Source organism: Haladaptatus caseinilyticus, assembly GCF_026248685.1.
Lineage (GTDB): Archaea > Halobacteriota > Halobacteria > Halobacteriales > Haladaptataceae > Haladaptatus > Haladaptatus caseinilyticus.
On sequence record NZ_CP111036.1, the window covers coordinates 411,887 to 429,174 of the forward strand.

General features: G+C 59.6%; 20 protein-coding genes. 11 read left to right on the top strand and 9 right to left on the bottom strand.

All coding sequences use genetic code 11. The annotated features are described in order from the left end of the window. Positions 1-21: 21 nt before the first annotated feature. From OOF89_RS02320 to hmgB, 4 genes are all read left to right on the top strand, one after another. A complete protein-coding gene (locus OOF89_RS02320; RefSeq protein ID WP_266078066.1) occupies positions 22-870 on the top strand; it encodes a TatD family hydrolase in 849 nt (282 codons plus the stop codon). 49 nt (positions 871-919) lie between these two features. Next, positions 920-1,501, top strand: a complete 582-nt coding sequence (locus OOF89_RS02325; RefSeq protein ID WP_266078068.1) for a DUF2150 family protein — start codon at positions 920-922, stop codon at positions 1,499-1,501. A 44-nt stretch (positions 1,502-1,545) separates the two neighbouring features. Beyond that, a complete protein-coding gene (locus OOF89_RS02330) occupies positions 1,546-3,309 on the top strand; it encodes a hypothetical protein (RefSeq protein ID WP_266078070.1) in 1,764 nt (587 codons plus the stop codon). A gap of 66 nt (positions 3,310-3,375) precedes the next feature. Further along, a complete protein-coding gene (gene hmgB / locus OOF89_RS02335; RefSeq protein ID WP_266078072.1) occupies positions 3,376-4,713 on the top strand; it encodes a hydroxymethylglutaryl-CoA synthase in 1,338 nt (445 codons plus the stop codon). Positions 4,714-4,757: 44 nt separating this feature from the next. Here the strand turns inward: hmgB and OOF89_RS02340 are convergent, their stop codons facing one another. The 3 genes from OOF89_RS02340 to OOF89_RS02350 are packed head-to-tail and all read right to left on the bottom strand — an operon-like array spanning position 4,758 to position 6,207. Further along, the gene (locus OOF89_RS02340; RefSeq protein ID WP_266078074.1) at positions 4,758-5,153 is read right to left on the bottom strand and encodes a hypothetical protein; all 396 of its coding nucleotides are present in this window, start codon (positions 5,151-5,153) and stop codon (positions 4,758-4,760) included. After that, a complete protein-coding gene (locus OOF89_RS02345; RefSeq protein WP_266078076.1) occupies positions 5,138-5,443 on the bottom strand; it encodes a hypothetical protein in 306 nt (101 codons plus the stop codon). The genes OOF89_RS02340 and OOF89_RS02345 overlap by 16 nt, the downstream gene beginning before the upstream one ends. Positions 5,444-5,499: 56 nt before the next feature. Beyond that, the gene (locus tag OOF89_RS02350) at positions 5,500-6,207 is read right to left on the bottom strand and encodes a helix-turn-helix domain-containing protein (RefSeq protein WP_266078078.1); all 708 of its coding nucleotides are present in this window, start codon (positions 6,205-6,207) and stop codon (positions 5,500-5,502) included. A 639-nt stretch (positions 6,208-6,846) separates the two neighbouring features. Between OOF89_RS02350 and OOF89_RS02355 the strand changes: the two genes are divergently transcribed. From OOF89_RS02355 to OOF89_RS02365, 3 genes are all read left to right on the top strand, one after another. Continuing rightward, complete coding sequence (locus OOF89_RS02355; protein ID WP_266078080.1) at positions 6,847-7,458, top strand: metal-dependent hydrolase; 612 nt, start codon at positions 6,847-6,849, stop codon at positions 7,456-7,458. A 24-nt stretch (positions 7,459-7,482) separates the two neighbouring features. Continuing rightward, positions 7,483-7,968 carry a GNAT family N-acetyltransferase gene (locus OOF89_RS02360; protein WP_266078082.1) on the top strand — a complete coding sequence of 162 codons (486 nt, stop codon included), beginning with the start codon at positions 7,483-7,485 and terminating at the stop codon, positions 7,966-7,968. A 183-nt stretch (positions 7,969-8,151) separates the two neighbouring features. Then, a complete protein-coding gene (locus tag OOF89_RS02365; RefSeq protein WP_266078084.1) occupies positions 8,152-8,379 on the top strand; it encodes a hypothetical protein in 228 nt (75 codons plus the stop codon). 22 nt (positions 8,380-8,401) lie between these two features. On the opposite strand, the gene OOF89_RS02370 is transcribed toward OOF89_RS02365, so the two are convergent. Together OOF89_RS02370 and OOF89_RS02375 are read right to left on the bottom strand one after the other, a co-directional pair. Next, positions 8,402-8,638, bottom strand: coding sequence for a DUF7385 family protein (locus OOF89_RS02370; protein WP_266078086.1), 237 nt, complete (start codon positions 8,636-8,638; stop codon positions 8,402-8,404). Then, on the bottom strand, positions 8,635-9,264 hold the full coding sequence (locus OOF89_RS02375) for a GNAT family N-acetyltransferase (protein ID WP_266078088.1): 630 nt from the start codon (positions 9,262-9,264) through the stop codon (positions 8,635-8,637). Before OOF89_RS02375 ends, OOF89_RS02370 begins: the two co-directional genes overlap by 4 nt. A 100-nt stretch (positions 9,265-9,364) precedes the next feature. Between OOF89_RS02375 and OOF89_RS02380 the strand changes: the two genes are divergently transcribed. Then, entirely contained in the window at positions 9,365-10,075 is a 711-nt protein-coding gene (locus tag OOF89_RS02380; protein ID WP_266078090.1) for a bacterio-opsin activator domain-containing protein, read from the top strand. An 82-nt stretch (positions 10,076-10,157) separates the two neighbouring features. Beyond that, positions 10,158-10,418, top strand: coding sequence for a HalOD1 output domain-containing protein (locus OOF89_RS02385; protein WP_266078092.1), 261 nt, complete (start codon positions 10,158-10,160; stop codon positions 10,416-10,418). 177 nt (positions 10,419-10,595) lie between these two features. On the opposite strand, the gene OOF89_RS02390 is transcribed toward OOF89_RS02385, so the two are convergent. Next, a complete protein-coding gene (locus OOF89_RS02390) occupies positions 10,596-11,045 on the bottom strand; it encodes a pyridoxamine 5'-phosphate oxidase family protein (RefSeq protein WP_266078094.1) in 450 nt (149 codons plus the stop codon). A gap of 82 nt (positions 11,046-11,127) precedes the next feature. On the opposite strand from OOF89_RS02390, the gene OOF89_RS02395 reads away from it, so the two are divergent. Together OOF89_RS02395 and OOF89_RS02400 are read left to right on the top strand one after the other, a co-directional pair. Next, entirely contained in the window at positions 11,128-12,015 is an 888-nt protein-coding gene (locus OOF89_RS02395) for a PhzF family phenazine biosynthesis protein (protein WP_266078095.1), read from the top strand. An 85-nt stretch (positions 12,016-12,100) separates the two neighbouring features. After that, positions 12,101-13,561, top strand: a complete 1,461-nt coding sequence (locus OOF89_RS02400; protein WP_266078097.1) for a replication factor C large subunit — start codon at positions 12,101-12,103, stop codon at positions 13,559-13,561. 399 nt (positions 13,562-13,960) lie between these two features. Here OOF89_RS02400 and OOF89_RS02405 read toward each other — a convergent pair whose 3' ends face one another. From OOF89_RS02405 to OOF89_RS02415, 3 genes are all read right to left on the bottom strand, one after another. Further along, positions 13,961-15,634 (bottom strand): Na+/H+ antiporter NhaC family protein, encoded by a 1,674-nt coding sequence (locus tag OOF89_RS02405; protein ID WP_266078099.1) that lies wholly within the window; start codon positions 15,632-15,634, stop codon positions 13,961-13,963. Positions 15,635-15,709: 75 nt separating this feature from the next. Further along, complete coding sequence (locus tag OOF89_RS02410; protein ID WP_266078101.1) at positions 15,710-16,444, bottom strand: amino acid ABC transporter ATP-binding protein; 735 nt, start codon at positions 16,442-16,444, stop codon at positions 15,710-15,712. Continuing rightward, entirely contained in the window at positions 16,441-17,271 is an 831-nt protein-coding gene (locus OOF89_RS02415; RefSeq protein WP_266078103.1) for an amino acid ABC transporter permease, read from the bottom strand. Before OOF89_RS02415 ends, OOF89_RS02410 begins: the two co-directional genes overlap by 4 nt. Positions 17,272-17,288 lie beyond the last annotated feature (17 nt).

A 17,288-nucleotide genomic window follows, 5' to 3' on the forward strand; every position in this document is an offset into this window, starting at 1 on the left:
CTCGGGGTGCGACCGACACGTATGAACGACCTCGGCACACCCGTCCTCGACAATCACTTGCATCTGGACCCCGACCACGGACGAGGTATCGAAGCGGTCAAAGACTTCGTCCGAAGCGGTGGGACACATCTATTCGTCGTCAACAAACCCTCGTGGTTGCTCGGCGTCGAAGCCGAGTCGGGCGGCGATTTTCGTGAGGTGTTCGAGACGACGATTGACGTCGTCGCCCGCGCGAACGAAGTACTTCCAGGACGGGCATGGCCCGTCCTCGGCGTTCATCCTGGTCTCGTTTCGAAGCTGGTTGACGATCGGGGGTACGCGCCCGCGGATGCGCGCGACCTGATGCAAGCGGGCCTCGAAGTCGCGAGCGAATACGCCGCGGAAGGCTCGGCCATCGCACTGAAATCCGGACGACCACATTACGACGTGAGCGACGACGTGTGGGACGCCTCGAACGCGGTTCTCCGACGTGCACTGGAGTTGGGGGCCGAAACGGGATGTGCGGTGCAGTTACACACCGAAGGAACCGACGACCTCACCGACGTCGCCGAATGGGCCGAGTCGGCCGGGCTCGCGCCCGAGCGCGTCGTGAAACATTATGCAGGTGGGAAGTTAGCGGGAGTGACGCCGAGCGTGATGAGCGAAAAAGAACGCTTGGAAGTCGCTATCGAGCGTGGGGAGCCGTTTTTGATGGAAACGGACTTCGTGGACGACCCCAATCGGCCCGGTGCCGTGATGGGACCGAAAACGGTTCCGCGCAGAGTCAGTTGGATGCAGGAGCAAGGGCACGACGAAGGGATTCGAACGGCCCACATTACCACGCCAGAGATGGTTTACGGCGTGAATACGGTCGAAACGCTGTCTCGGTAGACGCCGGCCGAAGGAAAGGCCTATTTATCGTGCTACGCAGGAGAGAGATATGAGCGCTCCTCCAGAGGAGTTCTACTCCGAAGAACGCTGGCAGAACTGGTTGGACAGAATCAAGGACGAGGACATCGACCCGGAGAACGAGGATTCGGCGCGTTTACTCCTCAACCTTCAGGACGACGTCGCTATCGCCGTCGCCAAAATCGTCACCGCTTACGATGACGACGAGATCGACGAGGAGACGGCACTCTCCGAACTCACTGACATTCGCGAAACGGTACTCGCGGAAGTCGAGTTCGAGGACGAAGAAAAAGCGATGCTCATCGACGGTGTCCAGACCAGTCTCCTCTGTGTCTTTTATGGTTCCGAGGAGTACGTGGCTCACGGCCCCGCGGAGGACGCGGAAGTACAGGAGTACATCCTCGAAGCGCAGAAAGCCGAGGCTGCGGAGGATTTGGATTCGGCACTTGGACTCGTGTCCGCCGCCGGTACGCGCATCATCTCCGGCGATGAATTAGACATGTCCGTGACAGAAGAGATGGATTACGGATTGGTGACGGAGTGGGTAAATGGCCTCGACAGCCTCCAGAGCGCGATGAGCGACCCAGAAGTGGTCGAGGAAGACGACGGGTGACCGAGTAACAGGTTTTTTATCCTTTTGCCGTATCTGTCCCACCCATGACATTCGGGGCGGACGAGCGCGGGGTAACCGTGCAGGTCGGGACGATTCTGTTGTTTGCCACGCTTGTCGTCGCCATGTCGCTGTATCAAGCGACTGCGATTCCGAACCAGACCGCCGGAATCGAGTTTCGTCACAACGAGCGAATACAGGGTCAGATGAATGACGTGCGCAACGCCGTCGTTCGGACGGGCGCGACAGGCAGCAGCCAACCAGCTTCGGTAACGCTGGGAACACAGTATCCGAGTCGTGTGTTTTTCATCAATCCACCCCCTGCATCGGGAAGACTGGAAACCACCGAATTGGGTTCTATCAGGGTCGAAAACGTAACGACACGTTCGCCCGAGACATCGGATTACTGGGATAGCGGTCGGACGGATCTCTCGTTTGCGACGCGCGCACTGGTCTACTCGCCGAATTACAACCAGTACGGAAATGCACCGGACACCGTGATGGAAAACACGGTCGTATACAATCGCGCCGACGAAGGGGACGCGGTGCTGGCAGGTCAGCAGCTGGTACGAGGACGGAGCCTCACGCTCGTTACCCTCGATGGGTCGCTGTCCGACTCTCGAGCGGGAACGACGAGCATCGACCCGTATGCGCTCAGTCCTTCGACCACGGTGACCCGGACCGTGCCCGTGCATGCGAACGGAAGCGGTAACGTGACGATTCGCGTGCCGATTCGTCTCGGCGAGGAAAAATGGAAGCAACTGCTGACCGACCAGATGGCACCGGATGGGTACGTAACGGATGTCAGCGTCGAGAGTGGCATCCTCACCCTAACATTGCTCGAAACGGACGCCAACGGTGAGGCTATTACGTACGACCTCAGGATGGCGAAAGTCGGCATCGGGTCGAACGTCGTGAGTGAAAAACCGCATTACGTGACGGGCGTCTCCGGCAACGATACCGGCATCGTCGAAGGCGGTCGTCAGCGACTCGTCGCCGAGGTCAGGGACCGATACAACAACCCCGTGTCCGGGGCGAGCGTGAATTTCACGCTCGCCGACGCGAGTCGGGGGACGACACACGAACTGGGCAACGAAACGACGACCGGCCAAACCGTGCGGGCGACCACTGGTACCGATGGAAGGGCGACAGTGACGTACCACCTCGAATCCGTTTCGGAGAATGGCGACGGTATCGAAGTTCGGGGCAGTATCGAAAGTATCCCAGCGACGGATGGGACGTTTGACCGGGAACGAAAGGAAACGCTCGCATTCGACGTGACTGCAGTTCGAGCGAATGGAAACGGTGGTGAAAACGATGGAGAGGAACCACCGACCGAAGATATCATCGTCTATCAGCGAGACGGTACCGCGGTGGATGTCGACGGCGACGGACGTGCCGCCGGAATTCGGTTCACTGTTGCTGGAAAAGCGACGCAGTCGATTACCATCACTGACGTCGGAATCGATGCCCAACGAAAGCTCAAACGACTGAGCGACCCGACGACGAACGTTGGGAAATGGCGGAGCGAACTGTACGTCGATGCCGACGAGAAAAACGGGTTAGTCGATATCGGTGGCGGCGTCGACCTTCCGGCGACTATCGACATCGACCAAGACGGGTGGTACGGTGCGTACGATACCGAACCGATCCTGTCGGGACGCGGCTCCGCGACGTTCCACCTCTTCCAGTTCCAAAAACAAAATGAGGAACAGGTGGATATGTCCGGAAGACGGATCGATGTAACCGTCTGGTACGAACTCAGCGACGGAACGACCGGTTCGGCCACGGTTACGGTCACACCCGATTGATTTCGACGACCGTCGATACTTCCATCGACAAACACTTATACCGTGTTAGACAAGGTGGTGGCAAGAATGACAGCCGTCGGTATCGACGCCATCGAAATATGGACTGGGAAGCTGAAACTCGACCTACCGGAGACCTTCGCTCCCGAGAAGGACGAAGACCCGGAGAAGTACACGAAAGGACTGGGACTGTACGCCAGTTCGTTCCCGGATGCGCACGAGGACATCGTGACGATGGGTGCGAACGCGGCCTATCGCCTCATGGACCGAAAGGGTCTGACGCCCGACGACATCGGTCGCATCGACGTGGCGACTGAGAGCGCGTTCGACAACTCCAAGCCGGTATCGACATACATCGCGGGTTGTCTCGAACAGGTGTACGACGGGGATTTCCACCACGCGAACAAGGGCGAGCGAAAGTTCGCCTGTATCGCCGGAACACAGAGCTTGGACGACGCCTACAACTGGATCAAGGCGGGACGGAATCGCGGACGCTCAGCGCTCGTCGTCGCCACCGACACGGCACTCTATGCGCGTGGTGACCCCGGCGAAGCGACGCAGGGAGCAGGCGCGGTCGCCATGCTCATCAGCGAGGACCCGAGCCTCGTCGAACTCTCCACGGAACAGGGGTACGGTAGTGCCGACGAAACCGACTTCCTGAAGCCAAACCAGCAGTTCCCGAGTGTGGACGGCAAACGTTCGATGCAGGTTTATCTCGCCCGGATGCGCGAAGCCCTCGAGGACTTCGAGAGCGTCGCGGGCGACACCCACCCCGAGGACTTCGAGTACATCCCGTTCCACACGCCGTTCCCTGGCATGGTGCGAAAGGCGGGTCTACTCGGCTACCGTCACATGATTCGGGGCACCGAAGTCGAGGACGAGCTAGCCGAGGAAATCGGACGCCAACCCCGCGAGGAGGAGTACGACGACCGCGAATCCTACGAGGAGGCCATCCTCGCGTACATGGACCAGCTCAAATCGACCGCCCAGTACCGGGAATGGTACGGCGAAACCATCGATCCGACGCTCGCCATCTCCCGCGAAGTCGGTAACTGGTACACCGGGTCGGTCCACATCGCCCGTGCCTCGGCGCTCCAGTACGCCAGCGAAAACGACCTCGACGTGACCGGAAAGCAACTTCTCGTCGGGTCCTACGGCAGCGGCGCACAGGCCGAAATCCACGCCGAAACCGTGCAGGATGGCTGGGAGGAAGAGATCGGCGACTTCAACATCGACGAGCAGATTCGGGACCGCTACAACCTCTCCTTTGAGGAGTACGAGCAGGTTCACGACCGCCACAACCACGATAAGCGCGTCGAACTGGACGACTTCACGGACCCCGAAGACGAGTTCGTCTTCACGGGGCGCGGCGAGATGGACGAGCGAACCTACGAATACGTCGAATGAATCATTGAGTAGGGCGAAATGGGACGTTCGATGTTCTTGTTTTGCTACGTCTGAGCGGTCAGGAACGTTGGGTCCGTCTCGTTGACCACGACTGCGAGGCACAAGCCACGCCCGACTCGCTCCCCTCGCAGACGCTTCGCGTCTGCTCGATCGCTCACTCGTTCGCTCGTTCCCGGCCTAACCGCAGGGCGGGCAGGCCGTCGGCCTGCCCGCCCAACCCAAATTCGACCAACCGTTTGTGTTCGAAGCCCGTCCTGCCGATCAGTCACTTGGGGCAAGTGCGGCACGCTCGCACGCTCGGCGGTCGTCAGTCCCACGGTCGTCGTCCCGGTTTTGTGTATCGTGTCGAAATAGCGACTCGACCAGCGGGGAACGGAGAAGTTGCGTTCGGAAGCGTACTGGACAACAGATATTTTAGCACGTGTTAGGAATCGTTCCATTCCACCATTTCATTGACGTCGCCCGACAGCGGTCCCTCCACGAGCGTTCGGAACGCACCACATCCGGAGAGGGTTCGAAGGTGCGAGACGAAATTTCGCCACTGACTGGCACATTCCCTGTGCAGATGCCACGTGTGTGCCGACGAACGTGTGGAAAAGCGACGTTCGGGCGGTTGGCGAGTGGGCGGCACTATTTGAACCCGATCGGTCGGCTCGTCTATGTTTTTCGCACACCACGGGCAGGTTGGGGAGTTCGGCCTGACCTCCTCGCGTGGTTTCTCTGTACTCATTACACGATACGAACACATCTACAATAGTTCAGTTCTGGCCTTCACCACGCCACCCTTTACGGGGCGAGTTCGCGCATGGCATCGACCATCGTCTCCTTGTCGCAGTCGGTGACGGCGAGCGAAAACCCATCGAGTTGGGCGAGTTTTCCGGCGTGCTCCCAGAGGTCATCGGCATCGAGTCCGTGCAGGACGACTGCGTTCGGTGTCGGGTTGACGACACGCATGGCGACGAGCGGGGATTCCCCACGGGTGACGTTCGTGAAGACGAGCGCTCGACTCGTACTCTGCCCATAGAGACGGTAGAACTCCTCGCTCGAGAGGCGAGTGATGGCCTCGATGCTGTCGATGACCGTGTGACCTGTAATTCCGTCTTTCGCCCCGGATGCGACTTCTGTCGCGTCGATGGCGTCGTACAACCGCGAGAGAGGAACACTCGTCGAATACTCACGAAGGTCGTTGACGATGGTGCTATCGAATCCCGCCGAGAGGACCCGAGCGTACTGGCGGATCCGGTCACCACCCCGCTGTTCGTCGATATCGAGCAGGGCCGTAACCGTCCGGCGAACGACGCCGATACCGGGATTTTCGCGCCGCCCGCTTTCGTAGTCGGAGATAACCGATGAGGAAACGTCCAAGTGGTCGGCGAGCGCGGTCTGAGACACGTCGAAATCGGTGCGCCACTTGCGAAGGGTTGCCCCGGGGTCGTCGGACAGCGTAATTTCGCCCGCGATCTGTTCCGCGAGGGTCCGGCGCGCATCTGTCATGAAATTGCGTGTGGTGGTAACACGGAAAAGGATATCGAAACCACCCTTCGACACTCGTCGAGACCCAGAAAATCTGACAGTAGATCGGTTCCAGCGATCTCGTTTCCGATCCTTTCCCGACCGCTGTTCGGTATCGACGACTTCCAAAAACCGTATCGGCCCGCGAAAGTTCAACCCTCCCCGCCCGACTCGCCCCCTCCGCTCGCTCGTCGCTCGCACGAACACACTTCCGTCGCGCCATCGAGCGCAGCGTGGGAATCCCGTTCCTCGGGGCGAACACACGCGAAGCGTTTGCCATCCGCTCGTTAGGGGACGTCTCCGACGGAGGATAACCGAAGGAGCAGTAGCGACGAAAGAATCGGTTCGAGAGGCGTATAGATGATTGGGGCGGTCGTTCGTAGCGACCATCGTGTTGAAAAGTAAGGCAGTTTTCGAAGGGATCGATCCCGTGGACGCTTCCCAACGACACTGGAAAACGTCGGATAACCTTCCCAAGCATCTCCCTCCCGAAACCAATCCGGAACAAACGCGACTCACTCGAGCATACCGAACAATCATCCGAGCGTACCGAAAGTACGGTGAGCCTACGCTCGTCACTGCCGGGCAATTACTATCCATGACGATGCCGTCCACCGTCTGATGCCATCGACGGTCGTACACGTCGCGGTGGCAGGCTTACTCGCTACGTCACTGCTTGCCGACCATTTCGATGGTCGCGCAGCAGCCGTGGTGATGGCCGCCGCCGCGTTACCGGACCTCGACACGCTGGTAGGGTTGTGGGTTCCGGGAGGACACAGGGCAGTCTTACACACGCTACTCCTTCCGATGGGAATCTGCGCACTCCTTCTCATGGACAGAGTCGGCGGCAACCGGATTCGTCGGCGCTGGGGGGCGTACGGCGTCCGAGTCGCGTGGGTGAGCCTCGTCTCGCTACTGGTTGCGGGAGTCGGGTTGGATCTGGTCACCAACGGCGTGAACGTGTTCTATCCGATTCACGACCAGTTCTACACGGTCTCGGGAAAATTGAGCTTCTCGAATCAGGAAGGAGTCGTACAGACGTTCCTCGAATCCGAATCCCGCGGTTCGACGGGGAACACCCATTATCGAACGGGATTCGACCTCGCACGAGGACCTGACCCGGCGGGAAAAGAGCGAACGTTCCCAATCGTTCAGAGCGGACGACAACTCCTGTTTGGGGTGATGAGTTTCGGTATCCTCGGGTTCCGCGTCTGGGAGTCACGCAAAAAGTAAGCCCCTTCCCTGCGGAGAAACGGTATGGAAATTCGCCCGTACGACGCGGACGACGCGGACGAGCTGTGGAAACTCAAACGCGGTTTCGAACTCGGCCTCGGTGAGGGAACCGGCACGGACGACAAGGCGGACATCTATGCCGAAAAACTGACCGACGAGTACCGCGAGGAGTACACCGACTGGGTCGAACGCTGCGTGCGCGACGATGAGCGCTGTGTCACGGTCGCGGATGACGGGGAGGAACTCGTTGGTTACGTGTTCGTTCTACCTGCCCGTCTCGCGTTCATCTGGGACGCCGCAGTGTTGAACGAGATCTTCGTCCATCCCGACCACCGTGGAACCGGCGTCGCGGACGAGTTGATGGAGGCGGCAGTTACCCTCGCCCGTGATCAACCGCTTCCGCTGGAGAGACTCGTCCTCGACGTTGACCGCGAAAACGACCGCGCACAGGCGCTTTACGACCGCTACGGCTTCGAACACTGGGGAGAAATGGTCGCAAAACAGCTGTAAACAAATCGTTGTCCCACTCAACGAGAAACAGTTGCACGAGGTTCGATAGCATACCACCGAAATTATAGATCATTCCAAACCTCATCCCAAACCGAGATATTTATTCGACTCTGAGTTAATATCCGTATAACGCCTGCCAACCCCCCGTTACTCCCTCAGGGACTGGCAGGAGGTGAGAAACGAATGTGGCAAGAGTACGTCTTCCTAGCGGGTAGTATCGTCATCATGATTTCGCTCATCCCGACGATTCGGGACGAAGAGGCACAGGTACCGCTTCGGACTAGCCTACCCTCAGTCGTCGTGCTGTTCGTTCAGACGTTGGCGTTCCTCTCGATGGGGCTGACCGCCTCGGCTGCGGGCACTGGGATGGGCTTCGGCCTCTGGTCGCTCATCGCGAAGTACAAGTCGTAACGAATCGATACGGATCGAAATCTCACGGCTCGTGCGTAAACAGTTGCATGCAGTCTCCCTCTCGAACGACACAGAATCGAATCGACTCGGTCGGCCCAAAGCTGTGTTTTCGTCGCTCGGTCAGCAGCACCTCGGCGAACGGTTCGTCGCACGCCGGACAGACCACGGAATCGCGATTTTCGAACAGGGAGGTGTGTCCAGCATCCCGCTTCAGCTTCAGGCGATGACGAATCGCGTGCACGTCGAATCGGTCGGTCACGACCCATCACCATCGCGACGTTCCCGCCACTGTTCACGTGTCACGGTGAAGCGATGCGAGTCGTGAACCGCATCGCCGTCAGGATGCCAATTGCGAAGCAGGCCGTCGTACTGTCCGCCGTGTGCTTCGATGTATTTCTCGATTGCACGCTTCGATTTCTCGTTGCCGTCGATGTGCTCGACGGCGACCAGTTCGAGGTCGAGGGTTTCGAAGGCGAGGTCGATGAGTGCCGACGCACGCTCGCCTGAGTACCCCCGCCCCCAAAACGGCTTCCGAAGCCACAAGCCGAGTGTGCCGGTTCGGCGCTCCCAATCCACGTGTATACCGGTCGCTCCGACGATTTCGTCGGAACCGTCGGACGGTCCCGACGAAGCACCCGGTTCGCCATCCTGCAGCCGAATTACGAATTCCGAACCTTCGCCTTCGACGCGGTTCTTCTCCGCGATGTCGATGAAATCCTTCGTCTCCTTCGGCGTAACATGGGGATCCCACGAGAGGTGTTCCGTAATCTCGTCGATGTCCGGCGCATCGTGGGCGACGTGCCGGTATAGTTCGAACACATCGACGTTCTCGTGAGTCAGTGCGTCCAGTACGAGGCGTTCCGTCTCGATGCGTTCGGGGAACATACCCCGGACGACAAATCACAGGCCTAAAAGGTTTCTGACGTGTGTAACGTTCACACCCGCCACGAAGGACATAACGGTTCGAGAAGCCTACCCGGACAGGATGGTCCACCGACAGTCCCCGCATCCACCACGGGACGAAACCGTAGAACTCGAGTTCTCGCTCCGAGACGAGTCGTGCTTTTTCGTCACGGCCTCCAAGCGAGCAGGTTGCGAACTCGTCGGGGAAAAGGTAGTACGCCGCTCCGACGGGAACCTCCTCGAATTTTTCGACGTTCGTGGAACACGGCCTGAAACCCTGCTCGATGCTGTCGGTTCCATACAGACAGCACACGACGCGAGAATCGTCCGTGAGCGCCCTGATTCGACGCTGATGTCGTTCGTCATCACCGGGTCGTGTGTGACGACGACGCTGGCGGACTCGGACGCCGTGTTGAAAACCGCACGGGCCGAAAACGGCGACGCGACGGTTATCGCGGACGTGCCGTCGTACGGGTCCGTTCGACGAGTCGTGGAGACGTTCGAGGAGAACCATCCAACTGCCGATCTGATCGCCAAACGCTCGCTCGGTGCCAGCGTCCCCGCGATCGCGAACCGGGAACGGACCGCCTATCTGCTGTCGAACTTGACCGAAAAGCAGCTCCGGGCGGTCGAAGTAGCGGTCCGATTCGGTTACCTCTCGTGGCCCCGCGAGAGCACCGCGGCGGAATGTGCGGATGCGCTCGACGTTTCACAACCCACGTTCAGCCAACATCTATGGACGGGCGTGGAGAAACTGCTCGGAACGATGTTCGATGGCGGTACCGACGTGTGAAACGATACACTACACCAAACCATTCGACATAGGCGATGCCGTCAGGACCGTCCGGTCGATACGATGATTGGACGTTCGCAACATGGACACCACAAATCAGAGTCGCACCACGATGACCGGAACCCAACAGCACGAACCCATCAGCCATCGAATCGTCGTCGCAGTAGCTGACCGCGCGGAAGTGAAGACCAACGACCTTCCGCGACTGTACGACAGCATCGATCCGGACGCACTGAACGCGATGGTCGAACACGGCGGACAGGATCTCCGTATTTCGTTTTCGTTCGCGGGATACGAGGTAGTCGTCGACGACGATACAGTTCACGTAGAACAGAAACGCTGACTCACTCGTGTTGGCGAATCGGCGTCGTTCTCGGACTGCTACGGGAAAGATACGAACTCGGTTCCGACCGTAAACGGAATCCTTGCCATCGGAAAAACACCGACCGTGAGCGATGTCACCGTGTAAATCGTTACGACCAACGCCGTCGAAACGAGGAGTTCGTCGTCCGACCGAGACTCAATCTTCAGTTCGTATCTCCTTTCGACTCGTGAGTTCGTCCGGAACGAAGTGGAAAAACTGAAACGAAACTTCCCTCGACGGCCGGTCGAAGATATCGACGAGCGGAATATCGACCCGACGCATTCCATCGATGATCTCCGAGTCGATGTCCGCCGTTTCCACGTCGTCTACGGTCCCGGTGGCGATGACGCTTCTCCAGCCGCTTTCCCCCTGGTCGTACGTAACGAACGATATCGGGTGGTCGACGAACTCCGACTTCTCCCTGTTCGGTCCGATGGCGAACCGGAAGTAAAAATGACCGGTCGCGGCGTCGTAGCCGTAGGATACCGGACGCGAGTAGGGCGCTTCGTCGGATCCCGTCGAAAACGAAACCACGCCGGTACCCCCCGTAGTCAAGAACTCGTCCCGTTCTTCGTCGTCCATCTGCCCGGATTGACTGTCCCCCATAGCAGACGGAGTACGACCTGTTGGGCGAAAAAGGTGTGGTGCGGAGGTGAACACATTTCCACCCACGAACTGAAACTCCGCCATGGCAGACAATCCTTTCCACGTCGTGGACGTGTTCGCGCAGAAAAAATACGCGGGTAATCAACTCGCCGTCGTCCACGACGCCGACTCGTTGACAGACGAGGAGATGCTGGCTATCACGCGAGAAACGAACTTTTCGGAGGCAACGTTTATCGAGTCGTCCACTCCCCGAAACGGCGGGTATGATGTTCGTATTTTCGACCCCGCAGAGGAGCTGCCGTTCGCGGGGCATCCGACGCTCGGCACCGCGTTCGTGATTCGTGAATTCGTCCGCGAGGACCGGCCGGACGAACTCACCCTCAACCTCGACGTTGGACGGATTCCGGTTCACGTCGAACGGGACGACGACGGATCCGAACAGTTCTGGATGCACCAAATCCCACCGACGTTCGAGGAGACCATCGACCCTTCCCTCGTGGCCCGAGTCCTCAGTCTCGACGAGGACGATATCGACACCGACTATCCGGCCCAACTCATCTCGACTGGGCTGCCGACCCTCGTCGTCCCGCTTCGGTCGCTGGATGCAGTTCGACGAGCGGAGACGAACCACGAACCGTACTACGAGGAACTCATCGAACCGCATGGAAACCTGAACATCCTGTTTTTCGCGCCGGAAACGGAGGCGGAAAACGATCTGCACGCGCGGGTGTTCGCCGACTGCGCAGGCGTTCCCGAAGACCCGGCGACGGGGTCTTCGAACGGGTGTTTAGCCGCATATCTGGTCGAACACGAGTTCTTCGGTGCGGACGAAATCGACGTTCGTGTCGAACAGGGTTACGAGATGGGTCGCCCCTCACTCCTTCACCTTCGAGCATCGAAGGACGGGAACGATATCGGAGTTGCGGTCGGTGGGCGAGTGATGCCGGTTGCAAAAGGACAGTTGTTGTAATCGTCGATGGTCTCTTATCTTCATCGACTCACGCTCGGTTCAGCCTTCGCAACCACTAAACGCACTACCTGCATAGGACGACGTAATGGTAGACTGGACGGAGAAGTATCGCCCGAGTACGCTCTCGGAGGTGCGCGGGAACAACAAGGCCCGGGATAAACTGCACGAGTGGGCCAAAACCTGGGAAGAACACGGGGACGCCGTCATCGTCCACGGCAGTCCCGGCGTCGGGAAGACGTCGGCAGCCCACGCGCTGGCGAACGATATGGGATGGCCGACCATCGAACTGAACGCCAGCGATCAGCGGACGGGCGACGTGATACAACGCGTCGCGGGAGAGGCGGCGAAAAGCGGCACACTGACGGGTGGGACGGGGGGAAGGCGCGTCGTTATCATGGACGAGGCGGACAATCTGACGCACAACGCGGACCGCGGCGGCTCGCGTGCGATTACGGACGTCGTGAAATCGGCGAGTCAACCGCTCATCCTCATCGCGAACGAGTTCTACGATATGTCGAACTCCCTGCGAAACGCCTGTGAAACCATCGAGTTCCGGGACGTGTCGGCCCGAAGCATCACGCCAGCCCTCCGAGATATCTGCCGTCAGGAGAACATCGAGTACGAACCCGAGGCGTTGGAAGCCATCGCGGAAAACGACAGCGGCGACCTCCGTTCCGCGGTGAACGACCTCCAAGCCGTCGCAACGTCGAACGGAACACTCACCGCGGACGACGTCGTGACCGCCGAGCGCGACACGACGAGCGGGATCTTCGACTTTCTGGACGATCTCATCAAAAACGAGGACGCGGAGGGCGCGTTGAAGGCATCCTACGACGTGGACGAGACGCCAGACAACCTGCTCAACTGGATCGAGGACAACGTTCCGAAGGATTACGACGGCGAAGAACTCGCTGACGCCTACGGTTTCATGGCGAACGCCGACCGCTGGTTGGGTCGCGTTCGAGCCACCCAGAACTACCGATACTGGCGCTACGCGACCGACAACGCGACCGCGGGAGTCGCCGCATCACGTCGCGGTAAGAAGGGTGGATGGACGCGCTACGGACCGCCGAGTTACTGGCGCAAGCTCGGCAGTTCGAAGGGCGCGCGAAACACCCGTGACTACATCGCGCGAAAAATCGCCGAGGAGAGTGGTATCAGCATGAGCACGGCCCGGCGGGAGGTCATCCCGTATCTCGCGGAGATGACCCACCACTGCAAGAATCGGGAGCTGACGGTGACGATGGCGGCGCGCTACGACATGGAAGCAAAGCACGTCTCGTTCATCACGGGGAGCGGAAAGGACACGAACAAAGTCCAGCAGATCGTGGAAGACGCCGAGGAATCGAAGGAGAAGGCCGCCGTCGAACATTCGGGTGGCGCGTTCGATGGGAGCTTCGCCTCGGAATCGGACGAGGAGGAGAATTCGGAAGCGGGCGAATCCGACGAATCGGAAAACGAGGACCCGAAAGACGCCGAAAATGAGCAGGGAGCCGAAACCCGGAGCGAGGACGACGGACAGTCCGGCCTCGGCGACTTCATGTGACGCAGTTTCGCCATTCGTCTTCGAGCAGTCCAAATCGAACCACGTCGAACCGTTCTCCGTCGACGCACCCTGATGTTCCGAAGACACCAGTCTCAACGACGCACTGGGATTGACTTCGTCGCGGAGACGAGTACTGATCGGTGCAAGCCACATCCGGGAAAGAGGGGACCACTTTCGCGACCGGGGGAAATCGGTGATTTCCCCCGGGCCAGTCCGTAGACGGGGCGAAGGCGAGAACGCGAAGCGTCCGACCGAAACCTCATAGGTTGGGCGTGACTCGCGCCTGACACCTGCAAACAGCACAACGCAACAGAGATCAGTTCCAATTCGTGAGCGTGACGCCGGAGCGACCGGAGTCACGGTTTTACAAAACGACCGCGACGATTTCGAAAACTCGTGTTAGTACGGGAAGATCCGGAAGCTCTCCGGAAGCACGAAGCCGAGGAGGAGGAACAACGTACCCGCAACCGTCGCACAGATGAGGGCGTAGGGAATCTGCGTCTTGACGTGGACGAGGTGGTCGCTCCCGCTGGTCGAGGAGGCGAGCACCGTCGTGTCGCTGATGGGCGAACTGTGGTCGCCGAAGATACCGCCGCTGAACACCGCACCCATGACGAGGGGGAGGTTCGCGCCCGTCGAGAACGCGACGGGAATGGCGATGGGGAACATGATGCCGTAGGTCGCCCACGAACTCCCGTCCGAAAAGCTGACCATGCTGGTGACGGCAAACAGCGCCACCGGCACGAGGAAAGCCGGAACCCCGGTGAACCAGTTCGTGACGAACTTCGAGATACCGAGCACCGTCACGGCGTTTTGGATGGAACTGGCGAACATGAGGATGACCGCAGCGAGCAGGATTCCCTTGAATCCGCGCGTCATGGCCTCGGTGGCGTCCTTGTTGCTCGGGATGTCGCCCTTCAGACGATAGAGGACGAACGCGACGACTAGCGCGGAGAAGGAGGCGAGGCCGAGTTGGATGCCGCCGATGTTGAACGACCACTTTCCACCCGCCGGAAGGATGAGATCGTACCCGCCGAGCGAGAACAGGGTATTCATTTCCGGGGTGGAGATAACCGGACTTCCGCGCCAGAACATCGCGCCGAGGCCGACGACGATCATCGTGGCGATGGGGATGGCGAAGTTACGCCAGTCCGGGGTCGCGGTGTCCGCTATCTCGTACTCGTCCATCTCGCGGGAGATCATCGGGTCGTGGTCGTCGCCGACGACGCCGCCGCCGTTTCTGGCACGGGCTTCCTCGTCGCCCATGGTGAAGATGTTGGGAACCACCTGCCACGCAACCAGCGCAGCGACGATGAGCGCCGTCCACGAGTAGAACCCGAACGCGAGACTGTTGAAGAACAGCGGCCAGATTTGGTCGGTCGCAGCCTGCGCCTTGTCGCCGTTTTGGACGACATAGCCACTCATGTACGCGGGTAGGATGTTCTGGGAATGGGCCGATTCGAGACCGCTGCCGATGAAGCCGATGAGTGCGACACCCCACGTCGAGTAGAATGCGAGGCGGGCCGCCGGACTCCCGGCGCTGTCAACGTAGTAGGCGAGTTTCGCCCGCGAGACGTTGTACTTGTCCGTCAGCGGGCGCATCATCGACCCGACCACGAGGCAGTTGAAATAATCGTCGATGTGGACGATGATACCCGCGAGAAACGCCGCTTTCTCCGCGTCTGCGGGTGAGTCCGCTCGTGCCGCCAGGGCTTCGAGAACGCCCTGAATCGCGCCGGAGCGAATCATCAGTCCGATCATGCCGCCGATGGCGAAGATTGCGAGCAGGACGTTTTCGACGTACCACGAGTCGGAAAAGAGTGGGGAAGTCGCGATGAGGGTCGGGACGTGTTTCAAGCCGAATATCGCGCCGAGGAGGTGGCCGAACACACCCCCAATCATATCCGAAGGAACACCCGCAGAGGCGGGCTTCAGTGCGCCGTAAACCGCCCCTGCCCCCGCAACACCGACGAAAAGGCCGATGATAGCGTCGCGTGAATACCACGCGAGGCTAATCGCCAGCAGGGCCGGAACGATGGATAGCCAACCCGCGTTGATTTGATCGAGAGCCATACGGTGTCTCTCAAGTGGGCAAATAAATGGGTTTCGACGCGTGATACCTAATCGCCTGAAATCAAAAATTATTCCTTAATGGACTCGTGCGAGGAATCGTCTCGCACGCTCGGTCTCGGGATTGGCGAAGAAGTCCCGCGGCGGCCCCGATTCCACGATGCGCCCCTCGGACATCAACACTACGCGGTCGCCGACTTCGCGGGCGAACCCCATCTCGTGCGTGACGACGAGCATGGTCATCCCCTCCTCCGCCAAGTTTCGCATGACTTCGAGCACCTCGCCGACGAGTTCCGGGTCGAGCGCGCTGGTGACTTCGTCGAACAACATGACGCTCGGGTCCATCGCCAGCGCACGGGCGATTGCCACGCGCTGTTGCTGGCCGCCCGAAAGCTGGTTCGGATATTTGTCGGCTTGGTCGGAAAGGCCGACGCGGTCCAACATGGCCCTCGCCCACTTCTCCGCACCCCCATCGTCGAATCCCTTGACGACTTTCGGTGCGAGGGCGACGTTCTCCACCGCCGTTTTGTGCGGAAACAGGTTGAAACTCTGGAACACCATTCCGATATGTTCCCGGAGTTCGTTCACGTCCACGTCCGGGTCGGTGATCGCCTGTCCTTCGATTCTGATTTCGCCGTTCTGAATCTCTTCGAGTCGATTCGTACAGCGCAGGAGCGTGGATTTCCCACTTCCGCTCGGGCCGACGATGACGACCACTTCGCCGTCATCGACGGCGAGACTGACGTCCTTTAACACGTGTGTCTCGCCGAAATACTTGTCAACGTGATCGTACTCCACTTCGGGGACACTCATCGTTCCGTCCCCCACATGGAACGCTCTTCCAGCGTCCGGACGAGCTTCCCGAGCGGAACGGTGATGACGAGGTACGCTACGGAGACCACCACGATTGGAGTCCACGCGTCGAACGTCGCGCTGTTGACGTTCCGGAAGACGCTGATGAGTTCGGGAATGGCGAGTACCGTCAGCAACGACGTATCCTTGACGAGGATGATGAGGTCGTTACCGATGGCCGCCAGCGCGTTGCGCCACGCCTGTGGCAGGATGACGAATCGCATCGAGTCGATATACGACATACCGAGCGACCGCGCCGCTTCCGTTTGTCCTTCGGCGACGGAGTTGATGCCGCCCTTGACCGCCTCGCCGATGTAGGCGGTGTGGTTCAGCGTCAATCCGATGATGGCGGCGGCGTAGCTCCAGTTGGATATCGGGAAGACGCTCCCCGTCCACAGTGCCGGAACTCCGATATAGACGACGAACAACTGGAACAAAAGCGGCGTTCCTCGGAAGAACTCCACATACAGCGTGGCGATGGATTGCGTAAACTCCGTTTGGGAAACGCGGCCCAATCCGACGAGCACGCCGAAGAAGAGCGACAGGACGCTCGAGATGACGATTATTTCGAGCACGAGAAGGAGCGCATCGACGAACTGCGGGATGATGGTCACCAACAGGTCGTAGTCGACGAACTGTGTCAAAATGAGAACCAAGAAAAAGAGGATGCTGGCAGTGAACAGGCCCGCCACCGCTATGCCGATCCACTTGACGCGCCGGTCGGTCAGGAATCCCTCTTCGCCCTCCGTCGGACGTTCGACACCCTGCTCGGTGTACGTCTCGGCCATCACGATCACCCGTGGCA